Raw genomic sequence first — 26,147 nt, forward strand, 5'->3', positions numbered from 1 at the left:
CACCGCACCGAGATCGCCGAGCAGGACGCCAGGTGCCGGCGCGCGTGGAACGAGCTGCACGACGCCTTCGAGACGCTCCGGATGGTCGTCGTCGACGAGATCGCCCGCTCGGCCGCCGGCGAGCGCGTCGCCATCATCCGACCCCACCCACACCTGACCGACGAGCTCAGCCCGCCGACGGAAGGACCGCGACCATGACGACCCTGACCCTGGTGTCCGACGCAAACGTCGAGACCGGCATCGGCCAGGTCGTCTCGATCACCGTCATGCTCGACGACCTGACGCTGCCCAGCTTCGTGGCGCCCGGGGGGCGGCGCTTGAAGGCGTCGAGCGCTGGTGGCGGCGTCTGGACCGCGACCTGGGCCACCGAGCAGGTCGGCAACTACGGAGTCCAGATCACCGCCGCTGGCGCCGACCCGCTCCTGGTCACCGTCACCGTCGTGACCGACGGACCGGTCACGCCGCCACCGCAGGTACCCATCGCCATCGACGACATCCGAGTCGCCGCCGGCAAGCTCGCCTTCGACTTCAAGGACGGCAGCGAGTTCATCGCCGGCGACCTGCCCGTCGGGCCGGGCGGATCCGACGCCGGAGTCGCGTCCTACGTCGCCTCACCCAACAGCGACACGCGCGAGCAGCTCGACGCCGCCTTCACGAGCGGCGGCGAGGTTCGATCCAAGGTCAAGACCAACGGCACCAACCAGCGCGCCACGCTGCTCGCCGAACTCACCGCTCTCGAGGCGGCCGGCGGCGGAACACTGGTCCTACCCGCGGGCACGGTCACCATCGCCTCCAACGACCTGACCCTGCCAACCGACGGCGCGACTCCCGTGCCGAAGATGAACAGCCTCAGGCTGCGAGGGCAGGGGTCGCAGTGGGCGTCCCGCGGCGCGATCGACCCGCAGGGCGGCACGGTGCTCCACTTCACCGGGCCCGCCGGCGCGCACGCGGCCATCCGCGGCAACGGCGTCGGCCTGTTCCAGCTCGACGACCTCACGATGCAGGTCGACAACGGCCACTTCATCCACGTCACCAACACCGTGTTCCGAGCCGTCGACACCGTGTCCTTCATCGGCGGCAACTCCCACACCGCCTGCGACCAGGACGTGTTCGTAGGCGGGGGCACCCAGCAGGTCGAGGGCGGCGCCGGCTGGGACGACGGGTTCCAGGGCTACGGGTCGACCGTGACCGGCTGCTTCTTCAACAACATCCGCCGCGCCGTCTACGGCCGAGCGTTCTTCAACGGGGTCGTCATCCGTGACAACACCGTCTGGAACCAGTGCGGCACCGACCTCCCTGGTGGCGCAGCCTTCGAGATCGACGGCCAGCCCAGCGGCACCGGCGGTCAGTCCGCGCTCGGCAACGTCATCACCGGCAACCTGATCGAGATGGTGGGCAGCTACGTGTACGCCGTGAGGCTGCACCATGCGATCAACTGCACGATCAGCCACAACAACATCTACGACGCCAACCCCGCCGTCACCAAGGCAGGGGTCTACCTCGACGACGGCGCCCAGTTCAACCTCGTCGTCTCCGGCGCTCAGTCCGACGAGTACCCCATCACCGCCGGCCCGGCGAAGGTCGACAACACCGTCATCACGCCCAACCAGGCGCGAGCCTCCTACAACCCGCAGACCGCCGTGCACCGCGGCCCGATCATGGCGATCAGCGCTTTCGGTCAGGGCTTCGCCAACCTCGCTCCCTCAGGCGATGCAGGCATCATCGAGACGCTGGGGGGACCGTTCCCGGAGGTCGCCTTCCGCACGGCTCCCGCCAAGAGCGTGACCAACGGCGCGACCACCAGCGGGAGCCCGATCATCACCTCGGCCACCGCGGGCTGGAACCGGCAGCACGAGTTCATGCCGATCAAGGGCGCCGGCATCCCGGCAGGCACCCTGATCGCCCGCTACATCTCGGCCACGAGCGTCGAACTGTCCGCGCTCGCCACCGCGACCGCGACCGGGGTCACGTTCTCCTGGGGCTCGATCGATGGCGAGGCCGGGTCTGTCGTCGAGATCGGCGTCTCCCGCCGACACCTGATCAGCAAGGGAGCCATCGGCAACGCCACGGGGCTCGCCGCAGCCGCCTTCGAGCCTGCTACCGCTACCGGGACGGACACAGCCTTCCAGGTCTCGGTCACCCCTGCCGCCGGCGTCACCGCTGGCGACGTGATGGTCGTGGCGCCCGGCATCAACTGGGCCGCGACCCCCAAGTTCTCGCTCACGCCACGAACCCCAGCGGCCGCTGCGCTGAACGCCTACATCCCGATGAAGTCCAACGCGTCGAACATCTACATCACGACCGCGGCCGTACCGACGGTCGGCGCACTGCTGGTGTGGGACGTCGTGGCGATCCAGTAGGCCCGAGGCGACCGGGGTCTTGTGCTCTCGGGCCAGCTCGGTACCCGACCACCGCGCCGAGCACGTAGACCAGCACGGCGAGCACGAAGAAGGACCGTCCGGCGAGCAGGTAGTAGTCGATGCCACGCTCGTAGAACAGCGCCGACTGCAGCAGGGTGAGCAGTCCGACGATCGCCACCGGCGAGGCCCGGCGAAGCGCGGCACGCTCGAGGAGCCCGAGTGCCATGCCGACCAGCAGGTTGAACAGCAGCAGACCCCACAGGCCGAGCGCGCCGTAGAAGAGGGTCAGGTGGCCCGGGAGGTAGTCGACCCGCTCCATGCGCAAGGCCACGATCGTCGCGGCCTCGGGGCTGCGATCGAGCTCGGTCAGCACCGTCGTCTTGCTCGGGAACAGCACGCTCGGCACCGACGTGAGGACGGCACCGCGGATCAGGTGCGCCCCGGCGGGCTTCACCCCGGGCTCGTGCAGTGCCTCGTAGACCGCGCCCGTCCACGACGCGCTGTCCAGTCGTAGGGCGGCCTCGGCGAGCGCCCCGGGCCCAAGGTCCGAGGTCGCGGTCGGGTTCGTCAGGCCCTCGCGGAGCGCGTCGAAGCGGGCGGCGAACCCGGAGTCTGACTGGAACACCTCGCGGCCGGCCGTGGTGCGCACCGAGTTGATCGCGACGACGGCGGCCAGGGCCACGGCCACCGTGACGACCAGCTGGCGGCGGCCGGGTCGAAGTCCGACGCGCATGGCCAGCGCGGTGAGCGCCGCAGCGGCAACCAGCACCTCGAGCCGCTGCCCGGCGACCGCCAGGCCGATGCTCTGCGCCACGAGCACGAAGGCGTACTGCCGGGGGTGTCGGAGCAGGTAGGCGAAGGCGGTCAGGATCACCATCGGAACGAAGAACTGCGACCCGAGTCCGCCGGCGTCGATCGCGCCCTGGGTGTCGAGTGGCTGCCCGCTGGAGTAGCCGCGGCCGCTGGCCGTCGTCAGGACGAGCGGCACGGTGAGCACGGCGAAGATCCGCCAGTCGAGAGCTCGGGCGAGGTCACCGGTGTCGACGTCGACCTCGACCGGCGCGGGCGGGTGCGCGACGAGGTACCCGATGGTCAGCGCGAGCAGCGCCAGCCCGGCGACCACCATCCCGTTGTCGACGGCGGCGCGGCTCGGCCGGTAAGCGACGAGCTGGTCGGCGTCGGTTAGCCGGATGACGACCTCGGAGACGCCCTGGTAGCCGACGGCGGTCAGTGCCAGCCAGGACACGGGGCGCATCAGCCACTGTTGGTCGTACCGCCGTCGTAGCAGCGCCGGGCTAGCCAGGAGGAGCAGCAGGCCTGCGGCGAGGGTCCAGGTCATCGCGGTCGGACGAGCGCTGCCGCGATGAGGCCGGCCAGGATGCCGTCGACGACCGCGACGCCCCACTCGCCGTCCAGCGCCGCGATGAGCGTGAACAGCGCGAGCACGGTCATCGCCACGACGCCAAGCACGGGCCACAGCAGGCTCGTCCGGCTCTCGTCCACGCCCCGGACCCTACGTCGGATCCTCCTGCTCGCGCCGGGACTCAGGCGAGGTCGACGGCGTCACCACGGGCCCGCCGCCGCGCGTCCATCCGCGCGAACATCGCGTCCGCCCTGCGCCGCGACTCGTCGAGCTCCTCGTCGGTGTAGTCGACGTCGGAGACGTTCCAGCCCTCGGCCGTCAGCGCCTCCCGCCGCTCGGGGCCCGGCGGAAACCGGAACGGGCTGTCTGGTCTCACGCCCGGCGACGGTACGCCCGCCGGCCGCCGCCCGCCCCCGCTCATCCACAGCAGCCCGCCCCACACCACGGCGGGTCCACACGCACGCCCACCCGAGAGGACTCGTCATGCCCAAGATCGCCACACGCGTCGCCGGCGCGGTCTCGCGCCTGCTGCGCGGCACCCCGACCCAGCGCGTCATCCGTGCCGCCCGGCGCCGCGGCGTCACCGTCTACAGCCGCGGCCAGTGGGGCTCCCGTCAAGGCCGCGTCTACGCCGACCGGCGCCGCGACACCGCCCGCGGTCGCTGGGGCCGCTTCATCCAGCCCGCCGACACCGTCGTGCAGCACATCACCGTCACCACCCCCTCCGGCGACGTCCGGGCCGACGCCCGCACCGTCGAGCAGATCGGCATGGAGCGCTTCGGCTCCGGGGTCTCCTACAACTGGCTCGTCGACATGACCACCGGCGAGGTCTGCGCCGGCCAGCCGCTCGACTCCAAGGGCACCCACACCGTCAACGACAAGGGCGTGCCCGGCTACAGCAAGGACCAGAACCTCGTCGCCCGCGCGATCGCCGTCATCGGCCAGCCCGGCACCCGGCTCTCCCCGCGCGCCGAGATGGCGATCGGCGAGCTCCTCGCCGCCCATGTCGACGCCGGCGCCATCACCCCGGGCTTCGACTACGTCCCGCACAGCCTGTTCGCCGCGAAGGACTGCCCCTGCGACGCGACCCGCAACCGGATGGCCGCGATCCGTGACCGCGTCACCGCGCTGGTCGGCCGGCGGCCGTGACCACCATCGGCACCGCGCTCCACACCGTGCGCAGCTGGGGCCGCCGCTGCGGCGAGCCCCGCACCGCCGACGACGTCGCCCACTTCGCCTCCGCGCGGATCTCCGGCCGCTACGACGCCACCCCCGCCGAGCTCAAGGCCGCGCTGTTGACGATGGCCAACGGCCGTGGCGAGCGCCCGGCCGACGTCCTCCGGCTCACCGAGGTCGGCTCACCCGCCCACCGCCAGGCCCTCGTGGAGTGGGCCCGCGCCAACGGCTGGTGGCTCTTCCACGCTCGCGGCCGCGGCGAAGGCGAGTGCGCGCTCCTCGGCCGACGCGGCACCACCCGCCTCCTGCGCGCCGACGCGCTCGAGACCACCCACATGCGGCTCCGCACCTCCCGCGACGCCCCGCTCACCGTGCTCGCCGCCGCCGTCGAGGTCACCAAGACCGGCCAGGTGGTGCTCATCGCCGAGATGCACACCCCCGCCCGGGTCTCCACCCCCGGCGGGTTTCGAGGCGGCTGGCCGTCCAAGGTCCACCGCGCGATGACCGCCGGCGCCGCCCGAGCCCTGCGGAAGTGGCGCCGCAGCCTGCCGAAGGAGATCCGCCGGCGCATCGTCGGCCGCTCCTACGGCGCCGACTGGAACATCCACCTCGCGCTCGGGTGGGCCGTGCTCTACCTCCGCTCCCGGTGGCCGAACCTCCGCGTCGCCGCGAAGCGCCTGGTGCGCACGCACCGCGGCGGCCGGGTCATCGACGCCGAGCTCACCGACGTCGAGACCAGCCAGCCCACCGTCGTCATGGGCCGGCTGCCCGGCTTCGACCACTGGTGGACCTGGACCGTCTACCGCCTCACCTGGCGCCCCTGGCAGATCCGCCTGGGCACCGACGACCCCCGCTTCCGCGAGGTGCCCGGGTGAGCCGCGTCCGACCCGGCACCTGCGCCGAGCCCGGCCCTGGCGACGCCCACTGCACCGATCGGCGGATGCACGACTACTCCTGCTACGACGCTGGCGAGGACGTCTCGTTCAACTCCCGACACGACTTCACCCACGACTGCGACGACCCGAAGTGCCCGACCCCGCACTTCACCAACGAAGGAGACTGACCATGACCATCCTCGAGCGCATCCAGCGCGAACCCGCAGCGCTGCTCGCCCTCGCCACCGCTGTGTTCGCCGTGCTCACCGGCACCGGCGTGCTCACCGAGGCCGGCGCCACCGTCGCCCTCGGGGTCGTTGCCGCCAGCATCGGCGCGCTCCGCTACGTCGTCACCCCGTCCGCCGAGGTCGTCGTCCAGCACAAGCCCGACGGCGACGTGCAGTTCGGCAGCGCGTACAGCACCGACGCCGAAGTCGACGAGTCAGTCGACCTGGTCCGCCGGGAGCGTGACCTGCGCGGCACCAGGTAGCCAGCAGGACGGAGGCGCAGCGCCGCCTCCCGCACGTACCGTCGGCCGCGCCCCGCGCCTTGCCGGCGCCGAACCATCGCCCCGCCTCTTCCACCACGGAGGGGCGGGGCGTTCTCGTGTCCGGGTCGAGAAAGTTGCGTCCGGGGCCTTGTATTACTGCGGTAGCGCAGTGTTTAATTGAGCCATGACCACCTCCACCGCCTCCCGCACCTGCACCCACACCGACCTCGGCGACCGCCGCACCGGACGTCCCGCCGTCACCTGCACCGCCGAGGCCACCGCCTTCGACGGCCCCTTCGCCGTCTGCGCCGCCCACGCTCGCCGCCAGGACGACGTCGAGCAGCAGACCGCGGTCCGCACCATCACCGCCGAGGTGATCGCTGCTCCCGCGATCGTGCTGGCTCGACCCGCCGCCAAGCCGGCCGCGATCCACCAGGGCGGCTCGGCCTCCGCGCCCTGCGGCGCCGACCTCCGCAACGGCGCCGCCGTCTACGAGTGCGACGACTTCGAGCTGTGCGACGTGTGCCTGGTGCTCGTCGGCCCGCTGACCAGCTGGGTGCGCGCGTGAGCCCCGACGATCGCCTGACCACCAGGGAGGTGGCCGAGCTGATCGGCGTCGTCCCCGGCACGTGGCGCGACTACGTGGCGCGGGGGACGGCGCCGGCGGCCGACGGACGTCACGACGCCCGCACGCCGTTCTGGCTCCGCTCGACGATCGAAACCTGGCAGGCCGATCGGTGGGGCACGCCTGGCCGCCCGCCGAAGAACCGCTGAGCCGGGCTCGTACGCTCGGCAGCGTGCTCACCCTCGCCGCCGGCATCCGCGCACCCCGCACCGACCCCAAGACCACCGAGGGGCTCGAGCAGCGCGAGATCACCGCGACCGGCGCCGACTTCTTCGCCGCCCGTGCCGCCATCGACGACCAGAAGCCCGACGACTGGACCGTCCTCTACGTGCGCGTCGAGCCCGTCAGCTAGTCCCGCGGCTGGATCGACTCCGCCGCCACCCACCCCTGCCGGATCGACGGCCCGCCCTCGGCGCTGATGCCGAGCTGCGCGACGATCACCCACCCCTGCCACTCACCGCGGTGGTCCTGCCGCCACCCGCACAGCAGCCCCGGTGACGGCTTCTCGTCGTAGGTCTGCACGTCGCGCACCCAGACGTGCTCGGCGCGCGGGATCATGCCCGCCAGGTTAGAACACGTGTTCGATCGCCTACCTGGTCTGAGCGCGGCAGATCAGCCAGCCGCCAACCGCGGCGGCGAGGTGCGTGATGACGAGCAGCGGGTCCATGCCGCCCATGATCGCCCCACGGCTCGGCTGTCGCGATCGGTGTCGGACCCTCCGCCTACCGTCGCCGTCATGCCACAGCACGACCAGCAGCTCGGCCAGCAGCTCGGCCAGCACGGACCGCTCACCCGAGACCAGGCGATGCTCGAGCTCGAGCGGTCGTGGTGGAAGTACGCCGGTGCGAAGGACAACGCCGTGCGCGAGCGGTTCGGGATGAGCGCGACCCGCTACTACCAGGTGCTCAACGCCGTCATCGACCAGCCCTGGGCTCTCGCTCACGACCCGCTGACCGTTCGCCGGCTGCGACGTCTGCGCACCGAGCGACAGCGCCAGCGGTCGGCACGGCGGCTGAGCACCGAGGTGCTGTGACGCCCGTCAGCTATGAGAGGTCGAGCGGGAGCGGGTAGGCCGTGCAGCTCGCCGGCGACTCGCTCACGATGAGCGACGGCGCGATCGCACCCGTGAAGTCCTCGCCACCGCCGATGATCGACCCGTCCGAGCCGTAACACACCGTTGTCACCGGCGCGCCGTTGAGGCTCGCGTCGAGCGTGTTCGTCAGCTGGTACCGAGCCTGCGCGAGACCGAAGTCTGACTCGCCGACCTGGCCCTCGAGGGCCGGCAGCTGGCCCTCGACGACCGCGCCCTCGTCGTAGCCGCCGACGTCGCCAACGACGCTGACGTCGACCGCCCCAACCTCGGCGCCCTGCGGGATGTTCAACCCGTAGAGGGCGACGACGATCGTCTGCTCCCCCGCGGTGAACCCAGCCCGGGTCGTCTCCGTCGAGATGAGGTTCCCGTTCGGGTCGGAGACGTTGAAGCTGACGTCGGCCGAGATGTCCCCCCGACTGCTGACGTTCTCGAGGACTGCGATCAGCATCGTGCCAGCGTCTCGGCTCGTGCCGAAGCCTGAGTCGCGCAGCTCGACCGCGCTCGCCGGGTCGCCGACGTTGACGGGCGGGGGCGCCTTGGCCGGCTCGTCTTGCTTGCTGTCGTCTCCGCCGCCGCAGGCGGACGCGAGGACGCCAACGAGTACGAGGACAGCGAGGGGGGAGCGCATGCCCGGCAGTGTGCCCTCTCGCGGACCAGCCTGTCTGGCGGACGTGTTGACGCGTCAACAGAGTTGCCTCAGCGGGCCGATCCGAGCCACACCCAACGACGCCGAATCACGCTCAACGGCACCCACCCCCGCCTGACGTGACCGCGTTCAAGTCCCGTTACTCACCCCGATGGCGGCCGATCCCTCCCGGGGTCGGCCGCTTCCGTCTGTCCCGCCCCGGGGCGGATCCGCCCCGGACGCGATCGGCCACGCACCGAGATGTCTGACTAAAGTCAGACACATGACGACGACGGAGCACATCGTCCGGACGGTGCGCACCTTCAACCGCACCTATACCCAGCGCATCGGCGCGCTGGAGGAGTCCTTCCTCGGGCTGGGACTGCCGCTGGGGGCGGCTCGGATCGTCTTCGAGGTCGGCACGACCGGCGGCGACGGCCCGGACAGCCCGGACGGCGCCCGCGTCGGCGACCTGCGCGACCGGCTCGGCCTCGACTCCGGCCACCTGTCGCGCCAGCTGCGGCGGCTCGAGGCCGACGGGCTGGTCGCGGTCGCGCCCGACCCGCGCGACCGCCGGGCGCGCCTCGTCACGCTGACGGCGTCCGGCCGCGACCTGCTCGCGCGGCTGGAGGAGCGCTCCGACGACGCCGCCCGCCGGCTCGTCGTCCCGTTGACCGAGCGGCAGCGGACGCGGCTGGCCGAGGCGCTCGCGACGGCCGACCTGCTGGTGCGGGCGGCGACCGTCGAGCTGACGGAGGTCGACCCCGGCGGCGCGCTCGCCATCCGCGCGATGAGGGCCTACTTCGTCGAGCTCGACGCGCGCTTCCCGAGCGGCTTCGACCCCGGCACCGCGCCGCTGCTGGAGACGTTCACGGTCGCCACCAGCGACGGGCAGGTCGTCGCCTGCGGCGGCGTCCAGGGTCTCGACGGCGGGCCGGCGGGCGAGCCGGCCGACGAGATCAAGCGGATGTGGGTGCACCCCGGCTGGCGGGGCGCCGGGCTGGGCACGCGCCTGCTGCGCCACCTCGAGGACGTCGTCCGCGCCCGCGGCCGCGGCGTCGTCCGGCTCGACACGAACGGCACGCTGGCCGAGGCGATCGCGATGTACGAGCGCGCGGGCTACCGGCGGGTCGAGCGCTACAACGACAACCCCTACGCCGAGCTGTTCTTCGAGAAGCGGCTCGACTGAGTCCCCGGCCGGGTCACCGACCGGTCTCGGTCAGGGCCGACCAGTCGCTCAAGATGGGCGCCAGGCGGCCCTCCGCCCACACCGGCAGCTGGTCGACGTGGTGGTCGTCGCCGGGCCGGCCGCTCGCGCCCATCGGCACCACCCAGCCGCCGGCGGCACGGTCGGCGAGGTCCCACACGTAGCGGGCCACCGACCCGCGGTAGCCGGCGTCGGTGATGCCGGGCAGCGAGCCGACGCACCGCACGCAGTCCTGGTCGCCCGACAGCCCCGGGTCGGGCACCTCGGGAGGCAGCGGTGCGTGCCGCACGGTGTCGAAGACGTGCGTCGGCGCGAAGCGGTGGGTGGCGCCCCACGGCGTCGGCGGCGCGTCGGCCACGTCGTCCTCGGCGAGGCGGGCCAGCGCGGGCACGTCGATGCCGAACGGCGTCCCGGCCGCGACGAGCGACGGCAGCGCCAGCCCGACCGACGTCGTGACGTCGAACCACGGCTGCAGCAGCGGGTCGGGCGCCGGGGCGCGCAGCCCGTCGAACGCGGCGTCCTCGGCGATGCGGCGCACGAGCGCCGAGCGCCAGGCCGCGAACGCGCCGGCCTCGACCGACTCGGCGTCCATGCGGCCGTCCCAGTCGCGCAGGGCCTCGGGCAGCAGCGGCCGCAGCGTCTCGACGTCGCCGAGCAGCGTGTCGTTGTGGATGCGCTCGAAGTCGGCGGGCGCGAACCCGCCACCACCGTCGGGGCCTCCCTCGAGCAGCTCGTCGATGCGCCGGGCCCGGTGGGCCGAGGCGAACCAGGTGCCGACGTCGGCGCTCTGCGGACCACGACGCTCGTTGGCGGTCACGACGTGGCCGTCGGGGCCGGCGTCCTCGCGGTGGACGTCGGCGAGCCAGCCGGTCCAGCCGCCGTCGGCGTCGCGCGTCGGCACCTTGCCGGCCAGGCGGTAGCGCACGGTGCCGAGCACGTCGGCGACGACGAGGTTGTTGACCGGCTCGACCCAGTGGTCGAAGGCGGCGTCGACGTCGTCGGCGGTGCGGGCGCGCAGCAGCGGCAACAGGGCGGCGAAGCCGAGGTCGCCGAGCGTCTCGCTGGCGCCGCGGTAGCCGAGACCCGGCGCGAACGTGGGGCCGTCGTGGTCGGGGCCGACCGCGTCGACGGCCTGGTAGTCGGCCATGGCGTTGGTGATGGCCCAGGCGACGTCGCCGGCGTGGGCGAAGTGCTGCACGCCGGGGGTGCCGCAGAAGCTGAACCCGGCCACGTCGAGGCGGTCGTCGGGGTCGTCGCAGACCAGCCGCACCTGGTGGTAGACGCCCGGCGACTCGAAGGTGCGGTGCGGGTCGCCGCCGACCATCGGCCGACCGCTCGCGGTGCGCCCTCCCCCGACCGCCCACGCGTTGCTGCCGGCGGAGTGCTCGTCCTCGCGCTCGAGCAGGTGGGCGTCGTCCCCGAGCACCTCGCGCAGCCGCCGGTGCCACAGCTGGCTGCCGAGCGTGCCGAAGAGCACCTGCTGGGCGTGGAAGGCGCCGAGCGGGACCCACGGCTCCCACGGCTGCGCCGTCGCCCCCAGCTCGGCCAGCTCGACGGCGGTCCCCTCCGCCTCGGCGAGGCCGGCGTTCACGCCGTCCACGTAGGCGGTGACGAAGGCGCGGAACTCCTCGTCGAGGCCCTCGAAGGCGCGGCGCGCGGTCTCCCCCACCTGGGCCGACGCCGCGAACCGGTCCCACGGCTCGCCGCCGGCGCCGACCAGCTCGGCCGTGGTGCCGGTGGCGCGACGGCGCAGCCACTCCAGCTGCCAGGCCCGGTCGTGGGCGCACGCCCGGCCCTGGCCGTGCGCGAGGTCGAGGACGTCGGCGCCCCGCACGTGCGGGATGCCGTAGGAGTCGCGGTAGATGCGCGCCATGCCGCGACGCTAGTGCCCGCACGAGTCCGACGCGGCCCCGCCCACCGTCGGGGTGCCGCCCGCGGTCGCTACCGTGGCGCGGGTGAGTGCAGACGCGAGCCGGAACGACGTCGTCGTCGTGGGCGGCGGCCACAACGGACTCGTCGCCGCGGCCTACCTGGCCCGCGCCGGTCTGTCGGTTCAGGTCCTCGAGCGGCTCGACCACGTCGGCGGCGCCGCCGTGTCGGCGACCGCGTTCCCCGGCGTCCCGACCCGGCTGTCGCGCTACTCCTACCTGGTCTCGCTCATGCCCGAGCCGCTCATGGCCGACCTCGGCCTCGACGTCACGCTGCGCTCTCGCCGCACGGCTTCCTACACCCCGACGCTGCGCGACGGGCACGCCGCCGGGCTGATGGTGGAGCGCATCGAGCGCGACGAGACCCGACGCTCCTTCGCCGCGCTGACCGGCTCCGACGCCGAGTACGAGGCCTGGCGGGAGTTCTACGCCGACGTCGCCGAGCTGGCCCGCGTGGTGGCGCCGACGCTGCTCGAGCCGCTGCCCTCCGAGCGCGACCTGCGCGAGCGCGTCGACCCCGGCACCTGGCGCGACCTGGTCACCCGCCCGCTCGGCGAGGCCATCGAGCGCCGCTTCGCCGACGACACGGTGCGCGGGCTGGTGGCCACCGACGCCCTCATCGGCACCTTCGCCTCGCTCAACGACCCGTCGCTGGTGCAGAACCGCTGCTTCCTCTACCACCTCATCGGCAACGGCACCGGTGAGTGGCGGGTGCCGGTCGGCGGCATGGGCGCGGTGACCGGTGCGCTGCACCGCGCGGCCGTCGAGGCGGGCGCCGAGATCGTCACCGGCGCCGGGGTGGGCGCCGTCCGGGCCGGCGACGACGTCGGCGACGGGGCCGAGGTCGAGTGGACCGACGCCGACGGCGTCGTCCACGTCAGCACCGCGCGGTTCGTGCTGGCCAACGTGGCGCCCTGGGTGCTGCGCATCCTGCGCGGGCAGGGCGAGGACGCCGCCACCAAGCCCGCCGGCGCCCAGCTGAAGCTCAACATGCTGCTCGAGCGTCTGCCGAGGCTGCGCTCGGGCGTCGACCCGCAGGTGGCCTTCGCCGGCACCCTGCACCTCGGCGAGGACTACTCCCAGCTCGAGACCGCCTACCGCGAGGCGGCCGCGGGCCAGGTGCCGACGACGATGCCGGGCGAGGTCTACTGCCACTCGCTCACCGACCCCACCATCCTCGGCGACGTGCCCGAGGGCACCCACACGCTCACCTACTTCGGCCTGCACACGCCGCCGGCGCTGTTCGAGGCCGACCCCCAGGGTGCGAAGACGCTCGCCGTCGAGCGGGCGATCGCCTCGCTCGACCAGCACCTGCTCGACCCGATCGAGTCCTGCGTGGCCCGTGACGCCGACGGTCACCCCTGTCTGGAGGCGAAGATCCCCCAGGACGTCGAGCGCGACCTCGCCATGCCGGGCGGGCACATCTTCCACGGCGACCTCGACTGGCCGTGGGCTCCGGGACGGGCGCTGCTCGACACCCCGGCGCGGCAGTGGGGCGTGCAGACCGACGTCGGCCCGGTCATGCTGTGCGGCTCGGGCGCGCGCCGTGGGGGCGCCGTCTCGGGCATCGGCGGGCACAACGCGGCGCAGGCGGTCCTGGCCTCGCGGTGAGCCCGTCGTCCAGGTGCGGGTGCGATTGGCTCCCGCCCCGGCTGCGCTGGTAATCTCATCTCTCGGTCCACCGGTCGATGCCGACCATGCGCCATTAGCTCAATTGGCAGAGCAGCTGACTCTTAATCAGCGGGTTCGGGGTTCGAGTCCCTGATGGCGTACCGATCCACACAATGCCCCCGGTCTGGTCCCAGGCCGGGGGCTTCGTCGTCCTGACGCGCCCACGTCGGTCGGGCCGGTCCGCCGGTCCTGACGCGACGAGGCCCTCCCGGCGAGCCGGGAGGGCCTGGGTCGCCTCGCGTCAGATCGAGCCGGTGGTGCCGGTGGTGCCGGTGGTGCCCGGTGTCGTGGTGCCCGAGGTGGTGGTGCCCGAGGTGGTCGTCCCGGTGGTCGTGGTGCCGGTGGTGTCGTCGCGCTGCACCTTGTCCTTCACGGCGTGCACCGCGTCGTCCGCCTTCTCCTTGGCCGACTCCGCGACCGTGGCCGCGACCTCGCCGGCCTTCTCGCGGGCGGTCTCGGTGGCCGACTGGACGCGCGGGCTCTCCGCCACGCGCTGGGCACTCGCCCGGATCTGCTCGTAGCGGTCGCGACCGGCACGGGCGCCGAGCACGTAGCCGGCGCCGAACGCGGCGAGGAGGGTGATCTTCGACATGGGGTGGGCCTTCCTGCGGGGGCTGCGGCTCCGGGTCCCGGAGCCGGTCGTCTCCGGTCTAGCACCGCTCGTCTCGGCCGGGGCACACGCGACGGGGTGAGGGCGGGGGTGACGAGGGTGGTGGCACCGCGTCGACGCGCCGGCGCGTCAGCCGGTCAGCCGCTCCGTGCGCACGGTCTGGCGCCGGACGGCGTCGGCGCTGAAGGGGAAGCGCACCCATCGCTCGCGGCTGAACAGCCGCGTCTGATCGGCGGCGTAGCGCGAGCGGGGGTCCTCGTCCTGGCCGTAGGTGAGCACCGTGCGCGCCGAGACCCGTCCCCCGTCGAGGAACGCGATGGCCTGGATGTGCGACGAGCCGTAGGTGATCGGCCGGTAGCGGTCCCGGTTCGCCCCCGGACGGCGCGAGGCCAGCGCGTTGGCGTTGCCGACGGCGTCGCCCGTGCCGCCGCCCAGTGCGAGCGGCGGCGCGCCGCGGTCGCCCGCCACCTGGAGCCGGCCCCACGACGCGTCCAGCCGGACGCCGCGCCGCCGCAGGTCTGCGACGGCGTCCCGCATGGCCTGCACCACGGCCGGGTTGGCCTCGTTGAGGTCACGCGGGGTGGTGAGCGGCTGCCGTGCGTCGAAGGGCACCTCCCACACGCCCTGGTCCGGCAGCCGGGCCACGAAGGCCTCGAACAGCTGGGTGCCTACCGAAGTGGCGTCGGAGCGACCGTCCCACCGGCGCAGCACCGCGCACGCCCGCTGCTCGCCGGTCGCGGCGCAGGCGCGGTCGAGGTCGCCCCCGACGCGCATCACCTCGGCCGCCCGCAGCCGGTTGGCGTACTGGTGCGAGGCCAGGCTGGTCGGTGTCTCCTTGCCGCGGCGCAGCCGGTCGATGACGTACTGCGAGACCATCCGCGTGCGCATGGTCCGCTCGCACCGCTCGCAGCCCATGATCGTCGGGAACCCCTCGAGCCGCTGCTTCGGGTTCGGCAGCCAGTAGGAGTCGTTCGCGTTCATCCCCCAGTCGCGGCGGAAGGCCTCGGGCAGCCGGCGGGGTCCGAGGATGCCGGGTCGCTGGGCGTCCTTGTCGGTGCCCCACGCGCAGCGCCCGCCCGCGGTGGTGCCGTCCAGCCCGGGCAGCCCGGCCACCTGGTCGAGCACGCGCCCGACCACGGTCAGGCACCGCTCCTTCTTGGCGTTGGTCACGTGCGGCACCACCGAGTGGTCGGCGTAGACCACCTGTCCCGACCGGTCGGCCGCGGTCGTGTTGACCCAGGGCATGCCGCCGCCGGCGTCCTGGCGCCGCAGGAGGTCGCGCACGCTCGTGGCCGCGCCCATGTCGAGGAAGGTGTCGATGGTGCGCAGGTGCTCCGCGTTCGCGTCACGGATCGCCCACACGCTCGCCGCCGTCCAGCCCATGAGCGTCGCGGGCGAGTCGACGACGTACCCCTGCGGGGTCCGCCACAGGTCCTCCCGCACGGTGCGCACCCGGCCGTCACCGCCACGTACCTTCACCTTCACCACGCGCCGCTCGAGCTCACGGACGCCGGTTCCGCTCAGGTAGCGCGTCGCACCGTCGACGAGCCGGTACTCGTACGGCGTGAACCGGTAGGCCGTCGAGACGGTGTGGCTCCAGGCGACGTCGCGGTTCCAACCGATGTTGACCGCTGGCGACCCGATCAGCGAGGCGCCAGCGACGTCGTACCGCCCGGGGATGGTCAGGTGCTGCTGGGTGAAGCGGTAGCGGCCCCGCCAAGGGAAGTGCGGGTTGCCGAGCAACATGCCGCGCCCGGTCGAGCTGGAGTCCCCGCCGATCGCGGTGGCGTTGGAGCCGAAGGGACTGTCGGGGTCGCGGCCGAGCGCGGCGAGCAGCCGGTCGCGCTGGGCGGCGGTGAAGTCCGCCGCGTTCAGCGGCAGCTCGGGCAGCCCGGGGTCGGCGAGGGTCGGCGGGTCGGCGTCGGCGATCTCCTTGACGAACACCCCGGTCGAGGCGAGCAGGTTGGCCAGGTAGACGCCGTAGTAGAGGTCGAGCCGCGTCACGTCCGGCCGCAGGTATCCGGCACCGCGGCAGGCGGGGTCGGTGACGCGGTGCGTGCGCAGCCAACGGTTCAGGCCGGCGACGTAGCCGGCGACCAGGGCGCGGGTGCGGGGCTCGGGCCCGGCCTTGCTGCGCAGCAGTCGCTCGACGACGCGCCGGTCGCGCAGGTCGGTGACCAGGGTGTCGATCTGCAGGTTGGTGCCGTTCATGCTGACCTGGTCGTCGTAGCGGCCGCGCGGGCCGAACCACCGGGAGCGCTCGCCCCGGCCGGTGACCAGGGTGTCGGCCAGCGTGCACACCGAGGACTCGGCGGCGGCGTACCCGCTGCCGAAGCCGAGCGACCCGAAGCTGCGTGCCGTCACGTGCGGGATGCCGTGCCGGGTCCAGCGCACCGTGGCGCGGTAGCGCGGCCGGTCGGCCGACGCCGACCGCTCGAGGTGGCTCACCGTCGCGACCGCCGGCCCGCTCTCGACCGACGCGCTCGCCGACGGGGACCCCGACAGGGCGGCCGCCCGCGCGTCGGTCGACGCGGGCACGACCGGGAGCAGGACGACGGCGGCGAGACAGGTCGAGAGGACGCGACGCATGGCCCTCCAACGGCCCGCACCGCCGAGCGGTTACGCGGGAACGGCTCGTGCCGCCGACGACGCCCGGGCGACGTCGTCGAGCCGCCAACGGTCGGCGACCCGCCGGATCCGTCGCATCCGGTGCCGGCGCCGCACGACGTCCCAGCGCGGCACTCGGCGCCGCAGGCCCCGCACGGGCCCGGGCGCGGTCTCGGATCGGTGCGGCGCGGCCGGGGGCGCGACGACCTGGGCGCGCGCCTCGACGAAGGCGCAGAACGCGCGACCGTAGGACGCCGCCCGCTCGGTCGGTCCGGCGTCGCTCGCCCCGAGGCGACCGAGCGCGGTGGCGAGCAGGGTCGCGGTGCGGCGAGGGACGACGAACTGCCCGCGGGCGGTGCCGGAGGCGTCGACGGTCCAGCTCAGCCGACACGGGCCGGGCGCGTTCTCGAGCAGCAGGGACGGCGTCGGGTGGTGGGCCTCGGCCTGGCTCTGGGCCTGCCCGGGGTGCGGCGCCGGCTCGGACGTCTCGAGCGTCGCGAGCGCCTCGGCGAACCCGGGGGCTTCGGGGGCTTCGGGGGCTTCAGGGGCAGCAGCACCACCCGCGCCGGGCTCGGGGTCGGCGGACGCGTCGTCCAGCCGCGTCACGGTGGGCACGGGGTCGTCGGAGGCAGGCGTGCGGGCGAGCATCCGCAGCACCGGAGCGCAGTGGGAGGACGCCTCGGCGACCAGCTGCTCGACGGCGCCGCGCTGACGCCCGCCGCCGGGGCGCAGGGCCGCGTCGAGGACGGCGCGGGCCTGGTCGGGCAGCAGCTCGCCGCGGCCCATCGCCCGGCGCACGGTGTCGTGGGCGACGACCGCGACGGCGAGCCGCGCCTTGGCGTGGGTGGACCGGGCGGTCTGCCGCGTGGCGTGGGCCAGCCAGGTGGCGGTCGAGGACGCACCGGCCTCCTCGCCGGCCCGGAGGCGGCACGCGTGGTCGAGCAGCCGCAGCTCGAGCTCGGCGATCTGACAGCTCAGCGCGGAGACCTCGACGAGGAGGGCGCGGCTGGCGGCGGCGTCGAGGGGCCAGACCTGACGGTCCAGCACCTCGAGCAGGGCCCGTCGTGCCCGGGCGACGGCGTCACTGATCGGGTCGCGTTGGGGTGGCGGTGCGGGTCTCGGTGCGGGTTGCGGGTCGCAGGGATCGGGGGCCGGGTTCGGTGTGGTCATGCCGCGCAGCCCATCACCGCTCACCGACATCAGGCGGCCGGTCGACGTCCGGCTGTGGATGAACGCGGCGCGAACCCCGCCTGTGGACGGTTCCTGGTCATTTCGACGCCCGGAACGACCGTCGTGACGGCTCGATCGGCGCCGAGGAACCCGTCAGAGGTAGAGACCGGCCGCCTCGTCGGCGAGCCGGTCGGCGGCGACGGCGTGCACGTCGCGCTCCCGCATGACGGTGTAGGTCTCTCCGTGCACCTCGACCTCGGCCTTGTCCTCCGGGTCGAACAGCACCCGGTCGCCCACCTCGACGGCGCGCGCCTGCGGGCCGACCGCGGCGACGCGGCCCCACGCCAGTCGGCGTGCGCCCATCGCGGCGGTCGCCGGGATCACGATGCCGGCGGACGAGCGGCGCTCGCCGGCCTCGCGGTCGGCCTCGCACAGGATGCGGTCGTGCAGCATCTTGATCGGCTGCTTGTCGGCCCTGCCCAGGGCGTCGGGCCCGGCGGCGCTCACCGGGTGACGCGGCGCAGCACCACGATCAGCACGACCGTGCCGACCACGACGCTGACCGTCTTGAGGATGTTGTCGGTGCGCGGCTCGCCGGTCTCGGCGTCGACGTAGTGGCCCTTGACGGCCGCGACCTCGCGCGTGGCGATGGTCTTCGGGCTCGAGCGGTACAACAGCTGGTCGATCGTGCCCGCGAGACGCTCTCGCGTCTGCTCGATCTCGCGCTCCAGCTTGGCCAGCTCGTCACTCACCGGGGAAGGCTATCAATGGCCGCCGGGTCGAACCCGAAGGGCAGCTCGAGCCGGTTCGCGCGCATGAGCGGCTCGTCGAGCAGGACGTCGCGGGTCGGGCCGTCGGCGACGACGTGGCCGTCGGCGAGCACCACCGCGCGTGGGCAGAGCTCGAGCGCGTACGGCAGGTCGTGGGTCACCACGAGCACGGTCTCCTCCAGCGAGCGCACGATGTCGGCGAGCTCCCGCCGGGAGGCGGGGTCGAGGTTCGACGACGGCTCGTCGAGCACGAGCACCTGGGGCCGCATCGTCAGCACCGTCGCCACCGCCACGCGGCGGCGCTGCCCGAAGGAGAGGTGGTGCGGCGGCCGGTCGGCGTAGGCCGTCATCCCGACCCGGTCGAGCGCCTCGACCACGCGCGCGTCGAGCTCGCGGCCGCGCAGCCCGAGGTTGGCCGGCCCGAACGCGACGTCGTCGCGCACGGTGCCCATGAACAGCTGGTCGTCGGGGTCCTGGAAGACGATGCCGACCCGGCGCCGCACCTCTGGGAGGGAGGTCCGCTCCACCCGCAGCCCGCCGACCGAGACGGTGCCCGCCCCGGCGGTGAGCACACCGTTGAGGTGCAGCACGAGCGTCGTCTTGCCGGCCCCGTTGGGTCCGAGCAGCGCGACCCGCTCCCCCGCCCCGACGGTGAGGTCGACCCCGAAGAGGGCCTGGTGGCCGTCGGGGTAGGCGAAGGCGAGGCCGCGGACGTCGAGCGCGGGCGCGGTCACCTCGGGGGCAGCTTGCCGTCGTAGCCGCGCGAGAGCATCGCGAGGTGGACGCGCTCGCCGCGCTCGAAGCTGCGGATGAACAGGGCACCGAGCGAGCGGGCGATCACCGGCCAGGCGCGCGGGCCCCGGGCCACGAAGCCGCGGGACTCACGGGCGATGCGCATCCGTCGCAGGTCGTCGGCGACCACCTCGAGGTAACGGACCATGAACCCCATGATCTGCACCAGCAGCGACGGCACCCGTAGGCGGGCCAGGCCGCGCAGCAGGTCCTGCGGCTCGGTCGTCGCGGCGAGCGTGAGGCTCGCCAGGACGCCGAGGGTCGCCTTGACGAGCAGCGTGAGCCCGCCGTCGAGCCCGGCCTGGCTCACCGTCAGCCCGAGCACCTTGGTGCGCGGGCCGTCGGCGACGAACGGCAGCAGCACGGCGAAGACGACGACGGGCAGCTCGACGACCATGCGCCGCGCCAGGTGGGACGGCGGCACCCGGCTGGCCGCGATCACGCCCAGCAGCACGGCGGCGTGGACGGCGAAGGCCCACCACCAGCCGGCCGGAGTGGCGACGACCGCGATCGCGTACGCGACGAGCGCGATCACCTTCAGGTGAGCGGGCGCGCGGTGGACCACCGAGTCGCCGCGGTGGTGCAGAAGACCACCGTGTGAACCGCTCAACGCCGACTCCTGCTCAGGCGGGGGCGCGGCCGGAGCGGGCGCCCTCGGCGTCGGCGAGCGGCTCGGGACGACGACGCAGGGCGAACGCCAGCCCGGAGCCGAGGCCGAGCACCACCAGCACACCGACGACGCCGGCCAGCCCGCCTGCCGCGCGCTCGTCGTCCACGAAGCTCGCTCCGTAGCCGGCGAAGGGGCCCTCGCCCGTGGCGTGCTCGGTCTCGGTGCCGGCGAAGCCCTGCTCGATCGCCACCTTCGACAGTCCGTCGGGGTCACTGTCGGCGTAGAAGCTGACCACGCCGGCGAGCAGCAGCGAGACGAGGAGGATCGCGGCCGCGACCACCCGCGCCGAGACCCGCCGGCGGGAGGTCCCGGCGCTCACGCGCCTGCCCCGCTCGAGCGCAGCACCAGCTCGTGGCGCTCCACGACCCGGCGGGCGCCGTAGACGAGGTCGGGGCGCACCGCGACGATGCTGCCGACCGCGAGGAAGGTGATCAGGCCCTCGCCGATGCCGATGAGCAGGTGCACGCCGACCATCGCACCGGTCAGCGTGCCGAACGGCACGCTGGCCGCCCCGCCGACGGCGTAGAGGCCGACGAAGACCAGCGAGGCCACCGGGACGCTCACGAACGCCGCGAGCCCGGCGGCGATCGGCACGGACGCGACCGTGCGCGGCAGGACGGCCTGCAGGCCTCGGAAGGCCACCCAGCCGACGGCGCAGGTGACGACGCCCATGAGGAGGATGTTGGTGCCCAGCGCGGTGACGCCACCGTCGGCGAAGAGCAGGCACTGGACGAGGAACACGACGCTGGTGGTCAGCACGCCGGTCCAGGGACCGACCAGCACCGCCGCGATCGCGCCGCCCATGAGGTGTCCGCTCGTGCCGCCCGCGACCGGGAAGTTCAGCATCTGGGTGGCGAAGACGAAGGCCGCGACCAGGCCGGCGAGCGGCGCGGTGCGGTCGTCGAGCTCGTCACGGGCCTTGCGCAGCGAGACCCCGACCGCCGCGGCGGCGACCACGCCCGTGGCGATCGACGTCGGTGCGTCGAGGAATCCGTCGGGCACGTGCACTGCGGCACCTCGCGGTCTCGGGCCGGTCAGTAGGTTGACCGGCGACGACTGATGGACGACACGTCACCCTATGCTGTTGCGAACTCCTTGCAACAGCAGCCGTGATCCGAGAGGACGACCGTGACCAGCCCCCGCCTCGCGCCCGGCGACACCGCCCCCGCCTTCACCCTGGCCGACGACACCGGCACCGACGTCTCGCTGGGCGACCTGCTCGCCGAGGGACGCCGCGTGGTCGTCTACTTCTACCCCGCTGCGATGACGCCCGGCTGCACCACGCAGGCCTGCGACTTCAGCGACTCCCTCGACTCGCTGCGCGGCGCCGGTCTCGACGTCGTCGGCATCTCGCCCGACGCCCCCGAGAAGCTGGCGACCTTCCGCGAGAAGGAGGGTCTCGGCATCCGGCTGCTCTCCGACCCCGACCGCTCCGTCGCCGCCGCCTGGGGCGCGTTCGGCGAGAAGAAGCTGTACGGCAAGACGGTCGAGGGCATCATCCGCTCCACGTTCGTCGTCGATCCCGACGGGACGATCGAGGTAGCGCAGTACAACGTCAAGGCGACCGGTCACGTCGCCAAGCTGCGCCGCGACCTGAGCCTGGCCTGACGGCGGCGACGTCGTCGTCGCGGCGCGGGCCGCGCCCGGCACGGCTCCCCCGCGGGACGACGGCGGTGACAGACTGGCCCGGCTCGAGCCGGAGTGGTGGAACTGGCAGACACGCAGGCCTTAGGTGCCTGTGCCTTCGGGCGTGGGGGTTCGAGTCCCCCCTCCGGCACCTATCCTCGACGCCGTGAGCGAGGACAGCCCGTGGGGAGCGCCTCCCCCGAGCTACCCGCCGCCAGCGGGCCACGGCGGACCCCGTGGACCCGGCGTCCCCGGCCCGCCGGTCGGGCCACCGGCGGGGCCGCCGCCGCGCCGCCGCCGCCGCGGGGTCGTGCTCGGCTCGGCGCCCGGCGTCGTCGTCGTGGTGGCCGCGATCCTGGTCACGCTGCTCGTCACCACCGGCGGTGAGGACGACGAGGCCGGTGAGGACGCGAGCGGGTCGGACCGACCGACGTCGAGCGCCCCGGCCTCCCCGTCGCCGTCGGAGACGTCCCCGTCCGCCACGACCTCGAGCGACCAGGCGCCGCCACCACCGCCGTCGAGCGGACCGTCGTCGAGCACACCCCGACCCGGACCCGGCACCGTGGTGGGCACCGGCTACCGCTACCGGCTGCCCAACCGCGCCTGGTCCGACCTCACCGCCGAGGCGCAGCGGCGCAACCCGCAGTTCATGATCGACTCGTTCATCGTGCTGGGCACGGCGATCGACACCGCCCAGAGCAACATCCTCGTCGAGCGGTCGGTGGCCGTGGGCTCCCCGACCCTCGACGAGCTCGAGCCGTTGTGGCGCGCCAACCTGAGCCAGGCCGACGGCGCCGAGCCCGACGACGTCCCCGACATCATGATCGACGGTGAGCGCGCGATCGGCGTCGAGTTCGACGACCGCCAGAACCAGGACGGCCTCAGCATCGACCAGGTCGCCTACCTGGTGCAGCGCGACGGCATGCAGTACTCGATCGGGCTCAGCCTGCCCGGCGACGGCGACCTGATCTCGCGCGACGACTTCGAGCGGATGCTCGCCAGCTGGCGCTGGGATGCCTGACGAAGGTCAGACGTTCCCGCTCGTAGGAGATCCGCTCCAGCCGGGACGCCCCTCCAGGACGTCGCGCAGCCGGGGGGCGAGCTCGCGCAGGGCCGCCCCGCGGTGCGAGATCGCGTCCTTCTCGGCCGGGTCGAGCTCGGCCGTGGTCAGCCCGGGACGCTCGTCGGCCTCGAAGAGGACGTCGTAGCCGAACCCGCCCGTGCCCCGCGGCGCTCGCACGACCCGGCCCGGCATCCGGCCCTCGACGACGAGCTCACGAGCCGGCTCGCCGTCGTCCTCCGACGGGACGACGACCGCCACCGCGCAGGCGAAGTGCCCCGTGCGTCGCTCGTCGGGGACGTCGTCCAGCTGGGCGAGCAGGAGCGTGTTGTTGCGCTCGTCGCTCTTGGGCGGGCCGGACCAGCGGGCCGAGAGCACACCCGGCATGCCGTTGAGCGCGTCGACGCACAGGCCGCTGTCGTCGGCGACCGTGGGGAGCCCGGTGGCGGCCGCGCCGGCGCGGGCCTTGACCAGGGCGTTGCCGGCGAAGGTGGGCTGGTCCTCGACCGGCTCGGGGTAGTCGGTGACGTCGGCCAGGCCGAGCACGACCGCGCCGGGCACCCGCTCGGCGAGGATGCGGCCCATCTCGGCCACCTTGCCCGCGTTGCGCGAGGCCAGGTGGATCCGGAGCGGCGCCTGCGGCTCAGCCATCCAGGGCTTCGCGCTGCAGGCGGGTCAGGTCGGCGCAGCCCCGCTCGGCGAGCCCGAGCAGGGCGTCGAGCTCGGCGCGGGTGAAGGCGGCGCCCTCGGCGGTGCCCTGCACCTCGACGAACGTGCCGGCGCCGGTCATGACGACGTTCATGTCGGTCTCGGCGCGCACGTCCTCGACGTAGGGCAGGTCGAGGCGCGGGACGCCGTCGATGATGCCGACCGAGACCGCGGCGACCGAGTCGGTGAGCGCGTTCGAGACGCCGAGCGACGCGGCGGCGTCGGCCAGGGCGACGTAGGCGCCGGTGATGGCGGCGGTGCGGGTGCCGCCGTCGGCCTGCAGCACGTCGCAGTCGAGCTGGATCGTGTTCTCCCCCATCGCGCGGTAGTCGACGACCGCGCGGAGCGAACGGCCGACGAGCCGGCTGATCTCGTGGGTGCGCCCGCCGATCCGGCCCTTGACCGACTCGCGGTCGGACCGGGTGTGGGTCGAGGCCGGGAGCATGGCGTACTCGGCGGTCACCCAGCCGAGGCCCGAGCCCTTGCGCCAGCGCGGCACGCCCTCGGAGGCCGAGGCCGCGCATAGTACGCGGGTGCGGCCGAACTCGACCAGCACCGAGCCCGCGGCGTGGTCGAGCCAGTTGCGGGTGATGCGCACCGGACGCAGCTCGTCGTCGGCGCGGCCGTCCTCACGGGGCGGGGCGGGGGTCGTCGTCTCGGCCATGTCGCGAGCCTAGGTGCGTGGCCGAGGCCGGGCAGCGCCGGGATGCGCCAACGCCGCGGCCGATTGCGTTCGCAGCCGGGGGCGTGCGTGCTCGCTCCCGGGCGAGAACGCCGTCGGGGCGAGATGCCTGACCATCGTCAGACATCCCGCCCCGTAGCGGATCCGCGCCGGCGAGCCGACTACTTCACCTCGGCCCGCATCAGCCGCCAGACCCCGAACGCGAACGGGATGACGAGCCAGATCGTCCCGGAGACCGCGATCTGCGCCCACTCCTCCCCGGTGGCGCGGTAGTCACCGGTGAACAGCGGCATCTGGGCGGTGTTGAACTCCACCCACGGCGCGATCTTCTCGAAGCCGTCGACGAGCGCACTCAGGGCGTCGGCGACGATCGGCAGGATGAAGGTGTAGACGAAGTAGGCCACGATCGCGGCGGCCGAGTTGCGCAGCAGCATCGCGAGCGCGAAGCCGACCAGGACGCCGATGACCGAGGTCAGCAGGAAGTTCTGCACCTCGGTCCCGCCGAGGTTCCACACCGCCTCGCCGCCGTTGACCGGGCTGAGCGCGGTCGCCCCCGCCGCGATGGCCGCGCCGAGCGCGAGGACGACCACCGCCAGCGCGAGCCCGGCGAGCACCTTGGCCAGCACGACCCGCGGCCGGCGCGGCTCGAGCGCGAAGGTGACCAGGCCGGTGCGCTGGGTCCACTCGCTGGTGATGAGCAGGATCATCAGGATCGGCAGGAAGTAGCCGAGGATGCCGCCGGCGAGCCCGAGCAGGTTCACGTAGTCCTGCTGGCCCTCGGGGAAGGCGAACGCGCCGATCACGGAGGCCACCAGCACCAGGCCGATGATCGAGATCGTCAGCCACCGCCCGGCGCGGGTGTCGAAGCTCTTGCGGATCTCGACCGAGACGAGCCGGCTGAGCGGCATCCGGGCGTCCTGCGAGAGGTCCCACGGCGTCGCGGCCGACGGGGCGCCGGACGGCGGGGCGGCGGGGTGGCTGGTCTGGGCGGTCATGCTGCGGCTCCCTGGGGGTCGTGGGCGGCGACGGCGTCGCGCTGGGTGTCGGAGGTGAGCTCGAGGAAGAGGTCCTCGAGCCCGGCGGCGGCGTTGCGCAGCTCGGTGAGGACGACGCCGTGCTCGAGCGCGGCGCGTCCGATGTCGGCGGCCGCGGCGGTGACGCGGAAGCCCTCGCCGTCCGGGGCCGCCTCGAGGCCGGCCCGCTGCAGCGCCACACCGAGGGCGTCGCGGTCGAGCCCGGCGGCGTAGGTGCTGACCGACCCGTTCTGGGCGAGCAGCGTCTGCTTGTCGCCCTGGGCGACGATGCGGCCGCGGCCGATGAGGATCATCTCGTCGGCGATCAGCTCGACCTCGTGCAGCAGGTGCGACGACAGAAGCACGGTGCCGCCGCGCCGCGCGTAGCCCTTGAGCAGGTCGCGCATCCACCGGATTCCGGCCGGGTCGAGGCCGTTGGCCGGCTCGTCGAGGATGAGCACCTCGGGGTCGCCGAGCAGCGCGTGCGCGATGCCGAGCCGCTGCTTCATGCCGAGGCTGTAGTTGCGCAGCCGGCGTCCGGCCTCCTGCTCGGTCAGCGAGACCATCTGCAGCATCTCGTCGACGCGCGAGGCAGGCAGCCCCATGGTGCGGGCGCCGACGGTGAGGATCTCGCGGCCGGTGCGGCCGGCGTGCTGCGCCGAGGCGTCGAGCAGGACGCCGACCCGTCGTCCGGGGTTGGGCAGGTCGCGGTAGTCGTGGCCGCCGATCCTCACGCTGCCGCGCGAGGGCGGCGTCAGGCCGACCATGATGCGCATCGTCGTGGTCTTGCCGGCGCCGTTGGGTCCGAGGAAGCCGGTGACGCGGCCCGGCTGTGCGGTGAAGGTGACGTCGTCCACGGCCGTGAAGCGGCCGTAGGTCCGGGTGAGTCCGTTGACTTCGATCATGGCTCCAGCGTCGTCGCGCCTCGCCCGCCGCACATCGGACCGCGGGCTAGGGCCTCGCGACCTTGGTAGGGGGTGTGTCCGACGCAGGTCCGATGCCGGCCGCGACCGGCGTCCCTAGGCT

The 26,147-nt window shown here is 73.7% G+C and carries 32 protein-coding genes and 2 tRNA genes; 15 read left to right on the top strand and 19 right to left on the bottom strand.

Annotated elements, in window-relative coordinates; translation table 11 throughout:
• The first annotated feature begins 32 nt into the window (after positions 1-32).
• The gene (locus ABEA04_RS19475; RefSeq protein WP_345462691.1) at positions 33-2,360 is read left to right on the top strand and encodes a hypothetical protein; all 2,328 of its coding nucleotides are present in this window, start codon (positions 33-35) and stop codon (positions 2,358-2,360) included.
• Here the strand turns inward: ABEA04_RS19475 and ABEA04_RS19480 are convergent.
• From ABEA04_RS19480 to ABEA04_RS19490, 3 genes are all read right to left on the bottom strand, one after another.
• Entirely contained in the window at positions 2,296-3,615 is a 1,320-nt protein-coding gene (locus ABEA04_RS19480; protein WP_345462694.1) for a hypothetical protein, read from the bottom strand. The two genes, ABEA04_RS19475 and ABEA04_RS19480, sit on opposite strands and share 65 nt — an antisense overlap.
• Positions 3,616-3,695: 80 nt before the next feature.
• The gene (locus ABEA04_RS19485; protein WP_345462696.1) at positions 3,696-3,863 is read right to left on the bottom strand and encodes a hypothetical protein; all 168 of its coding nucleotides are present in this window, start codon (positions 3,861-3,863) and stop codon (positions 3,696-3,698) included.
• Positions 3,864-3,904: 41 nt separating this feature from the next.
• The gene (locus ABEA04_RS19490) at positions 3,905-4,099 is read right to left on the bottom strand and encodes a hypothetical protein (protein ID WP_345462699.1); all 195 of its coding nucleotides are present in this window, start codon (positions 4,097-4,099) and stop codon (positions 3,905-3,907) included.
• A gap of 107 nt (positions 4,100-4,206) precedes the next feature.
• Here ABEA04_RS19490 and ABEA04_RS19495 point away from each other — a divergent pair, with 107 nt between their 5' ends.
• The 7 genes from ABEA04_RS19495 (at position 4,207) to ABEA04_RS19525 (ending at position 7,241) form a co-directional block, all read left to right on the top strand.
• Positions 4,207-4,872, top strand: coding sequence for an N-acetylmuramoyl-L-alanine amidase (locus tag ABEA04_RS19495; protein WP_345462702.1), 666 nt, complete (start codon positions 4,207-4,209; stop codon positions 4,870-4,872).
• Entirely contained in the window at positions 4,869-5,774 is a 906-nt protein-coding gene (locus tag ABEA04_RS19500) for a hypothetical protein (protein WP_345462705.1), read from the top strand. Before ABEA04_RS19495 ends, ABEA04_RS19500 begins: the two co-directional genes overlap by 4 nt.
• Positions 5,771-5,962 carry a hypothetical protein gene (locus ABEA04_RS19505; RefSeq protein WP_345462708.1) on the top strand — a complete coding sequence of 64 codons (192 nt, stop codon included), beginning with the start codon at positions 5,771-5,773 and terminating at the stop codon, positions 5,960-5,962. Before ABEA04_RS19500 ends, ABEA04_RS19505 begins: the two co-directional genes overlap by 4 nt.
• 2 nt (positions 5,963-5,964) lie before the next feature.
• Positions 5,965-6,264 carry a hypothetical protein gene (locus tag ABEA04_RS19510; RefSeq protein ID WP_345462711.1) on the top strand — a complete coding sequence of 100 codons (300 nt, stop codon included), beginning with the start codon at positions 5,965-5,967 and terminating at the stop codon, positions 6,262-6,264.
• Between the two features lie 184 nt (positions 6,265-6,448).
• Positions 6,449-6,832, top strand: coding sequence for a hypothetical protein (locus ABEA04_RS19515; RefSeq protein ID WP_345462714.1), 384 nt, complete (start codon positions 6,449-6,451; stop codon positions 6,830-6,832).
• On the top strand, positions 6,829-7,038 hold the full coding sequence (locus ABEA04_RS19520) for a helix-turn-helix transcriptional regulator (RefSeq protein ID WP_345462717.1): 210 nt from the start codon (positions 6,829-6,831) through the stop codon (positions 7,036-7,038). The genes ABEA04_RS19515 and ABEA04_RS19520 overlap by 4 nt, the downstream gene beginning before the upstream one ends.
• Before the next feature lie 23 nt (positions 7,039-7,061).
• Positions 7,062-7,241 (top strand): hypothetical protein, encoded by a 180-nt coding sequence (locus ABEA04_RS19525; protein ID WP_345462720.1) that lies wholly within the window; start codon positions 7,062-7,064, stop codon positions 7,239-7,241.
• On the opposite strand, the gene ABEA04_RS19530 is transcribed toward ABEA04_RS19525, so the two are convergent.
• Positions 7,238-7,447 carry a hypothetical protein gene (locus ABEA04_RS19530; protein WP_345462723.1) on the bottom strand — a complete coding sequence of 70 codons (210 nt, stop codon included), beginning with the start codon at positions 7,445-7,447 and terminating at the stop codon, positions 7,238-7,240. The two genes, ABEA04_RS19525 and ABEA04_RS19530, sit on opposite strands and share 4 nt — an antisense overlap.
• 178 nt (positions 7,448-7,625) lie before the next feature.
• Here ABEA04_RS19530 and ABEA04_RS19535 point away from each other — a divergent pair, with 178 nt between their 5' ends.
• Positions 7,626-7,922 (top strand): DUF3263 domain-containing protein, encoded by a 297-nt coding sequence (locus tag ABEA04_RS19535; RefSeq protein WP_345462726.1) that lies wholly within the window; start codon positions 7,626-7,628, stop codon positions 7,920-7,922.
• Between the two features lie 10 nt (positions 7,923-7,932).
• Here the strand turns inward: ABEA04_RS19535 and ABEA04_RS19540 are convergent, their stop codons facing one another.
• Positions 7,933-8,430 carry a hypothetical protein gene (locus ABEA04_RS19540; RefSeq protein ID WP_345462729.1) on the bottom strand — a complete coding sequence of 166 codons (498 nt, stop codon included), beginning with the start codon at positions 8,428-8,430 and terminating at the stop codon, positions 7,933-7,935.
• Between the two features lie 460 nt (positions 8,431-8,890).
• On the opposite strand from ABEA04_RS19540, the gene ABEA04_RS19545 reads away from it, so the two are divergent.
• Complete coding sequence (locus ABEA04_RS19545; protein ID WP_345462732.1) at positions 8,891-9,796, top strand: bifunctional helix-turn-helix transcriptional regulator/GNAT family N-acetyltransferase; 906 nt, start codon at positions 8,891-8,893, stop codon at positions 9,794-9,796.
• Between the two features lie 13 nt (positions 9,797-9,809).
• Here ABEA04_RS19545 and ABEA04_RS19550 read toward each other — a convergent pair whose 3' ends face one another.
• Positions 9,810-11,687, bottom strand: coding sequence for a penicillin acylase family protein (locus tag ABEA04_RS19550; protein WP_345462734.1), 1,878 nt, complete (start codon positions 11,685-11,687; stop codon positions 9,810-9,812).
• An 82-nt stretch (positions 11,688-11,769) separates the two neighbouring features.
• Here ABEA04_RS19550 and ABEA04_RS19555 point away from each other — a divergent pair, with 82 nt between their 5' ends.
• The gene (locus ABEA04_RS19555; protein WP_345462737.1) at positions 11,770-13,353 is read left to right on the top strand and encodes a phytoene desaturase family protein; all 1,584 of its coding nucleotides are present in this window, start codon (positions 11,770-11,772) and stop codon (positions 13,351-13,353) included.
• An 88-nt stretch (positions 13,354-13,441) separates the two neighbouring features.
• Positions 13,442-13,514 (top strand) — tRNA-Lys (locus tag ABEA04_RS19560).
• Positions 13,515-13,654: 140 nt separating this feature from the next.
• Here the strand turns inward: ABEA04_RS19560 and ABEA04_RS19565 are convergent.
• The 9 genes from ABEA04_RS19565 to ABEA04_RS19605 form a co-directional block, all read right to left on the bottom strand.
• On the bottom strand, positions 13,655-14,005 hold the full coding sequence (locus ABEA04_RS19565; RefSeq protein ID WP_345462740.1) for a hypothetical protein: 351 nt from the start codon (positions 14,003-14,005) through the stop codon (positions 13,655-13,657).
• 147 nt (positions 14,006-14,152) lie between these two features.
• Positions 14,153-16,612, bottom strand: coding sequence for a penicillin acylase family protein (locus ABEA04_RS19570; protein WP_345462743.1), 2,460 nt, complete (start codon positions 16,610-16,612; stop codon positions 14,153-14,155).
• A 30-nt stretch (positions 16,613-16,642) separates the two neighbouring features.
• On the bottom strand, positions 16,643-17,677 hold the full coding sequence (locus tag ABEA04_RS19575; RefSeq protein WP_345462746.1) for a hypothetical protein: 1,035 nt from the start codon (positions 17,675-17,677) through the stop codon (positions 16,643-16,645).
• 276 nt (positions 17,678-17,953) lie between these two features.
• Complete coding sequence (locus tag ABEA04_RS19580; protein WP_345462910.1) at positions 17,954-18,253, bottom strand: GroES family chaperonin; 300 nt, start codon at positions 18,251-18,253, stop codon at positions 17,954-17,956.
• 50 nt (positions 18,254-18,303) lie between these two features.
• The gene (locus tag ABEA04_RS19585) at positions 18,304-18,552 is read right to left on the bottom strand and encodes a DUF3618 domain-containing protein (protein WP_345462749.1); all 249 of its coding nucleotides are present in this window, start codon (positions 18,550-18,552) and stop codon (positions 18,304-18,306) included.
• On the bottom strand, positions 18,549-19,304 hold the full coding sequence (locus ABEA04_RS19590) for an energy-coupling factor ABC transporter ATP-binding protein (protein ID WP_345462752.1): 756 nt from the start codon (positions 19,302-19,304) through the stop codon (positions 18,549-18,551). The genes ABEA04_RS19585 and ABEA04_RS19590 overlap by 4 nt, the downstream gene beginning before the upstream one ends.
• A complete protein-coding gene (gene cbiQ, locus ABEA04_RS19595) occupies positions 19,301-19,927 on the bottom strand; it encodes a cobalt ECF transporter T component CbiQ (RefSeq protein WP_345462913.1) in 627 nt (208 codons plus the stop codon). Before cbiQ ends, ABEA04_RS19590 begins: the two co-directional genes overlap by 4 nt.
• 58 nt (positions 19,928-19,985) lie before the next feature.
• On the bottom strand, positions 19,986-20,351 hold the full coding sequence (locus tag ABEA04_RS19600) for a PDGLE domain-containing protein (RefSeq protein ID WP_345462755.1): 366 nt from the start codon (positions 20,349-20,351) through the stop codon (positions 19,986-19,988).
• Positions 20,348-21,034, bottom strand: coding sequence for an energy-coupling factor ABC transporter permease (locus ABEA04_RS19605; RefSeq protein ID WP_345462758.1), 687 nt, complete (start codon positions 21,032-21,034; stop codon positions 20,348-20,350). The genes ABEA04_RS19600 and ABEA04_RS19605 overlap by 4 nt, the downstream gene beginning before the upstream one ends.
• 126 nt (positions 21,035-21,160) lie before the next feature.
• On the opposite strand from ABEA04_RS19605, the gene bcp reads away from it, so the two are divergent.
• From bcp to ABEA04_RS19620, 3 genes are all read left to right on the top strand, one after another.
• Positions 21,161-21,640, top strand: a complete 480-nt coding sequence (bcp, locus tag ABEA04_RS19610; protein ID WP_345462761.1) for a thioredoxin-dependent thiol peroxidase — start codon at positions 21,161-21,163, stop codon at positions 21,638-21,640.
• A gap of 87 nt (positions 21,641-21,727) precedes the next feature.
• Positions 21,728-21,809: transfer RNA gene (locus ABEA04_RS19615), tRNA-Leu, on the top strand.
• Positions 21,810-21,824: 15 nt separating this feature from the next.
• Complete coding sequence (locus ABEA04_RS19620; RefSeq protein WP_345462764.1) at positions 21,825-22,679, top strand: hypothetical protein; 855 nt, start codon at positions 21,825-21,827, stop codon at positions 22,677-22,679.
• Positions 22,680-22,685: 6 nt separating this feature from the next.
• Here the strand turns inward: ABEA04_RS19620 and ABEA04_RS19625 are convergent, their stop codons facing one another.
• The 4 genes from ABEA04_RS19625 to ABEA04_RS19640 all read right to left on the bottom strand — a co-directional run bounded on the left by ABEA04_RS19625 (position 22,686) and on the right by ABEA04_RS19640 (position 26,026).
• Complete coding sequence (locus ABEA04_RS19625) at positions 22,686-23,369, bottom strand: non-canonical purine NTP pyrophosphatase (RefSeq protein WP_345462767.1); 684 nt, start codon at positions 23,367-23,369, stop codon at positions 22,686-22,688.
• Entirely contained in the window at positions 23,362-24,090 is a 729-nt protein-coding gene (gene rph / locus ABEA04_RS19630) for a ribonuclease PH (RefSeq protein ID WP_345462770.1), read from the bottom strand. Before rph ends, ABEA04_RS19625 begins: the two co-directional genes overlap by 8 nt.
• Before the next feature lie 179 nt (positions 24,091-24,269).
• Positions 24,270-25,103, bottom strand: a complete 834-nt coding sequence (locus ABEA04_RS19635; protein ID WP_345462773.1) for an ABC transporter permease — start codon at positions 25,101-25,103, stop codon at positions 24,270-24,272.
• Positions 25,100-26,026, bottom strand: a complete 927-nt coding sequence (locus ABEA04_RS19640) for an ABC transporter ATP-binding protein (protein ID WP_345462776.1) — start codon at positions 26,024-26,026, stop codon at positions 25,100-25,102. The genes ABEA04_RS19635 and ABEA04_RS19640 overlap by 4 nt, the downstream gene beginning before the upstream one ends.
• Between the last annotated feature and the right edge of the window lie 121 nt (positions 26,027-26,147).

It is taken from the genome of Nocardioides marinquilinus (genome assembly GCF_039543705.1).
GTDB classification, from domain to species: Bacteria; Actinomycetota; Actinomycetes; order Propionibacteriales; family Nocardioidaceae; genus Nocardioides; species Nocardioides marinquilinus.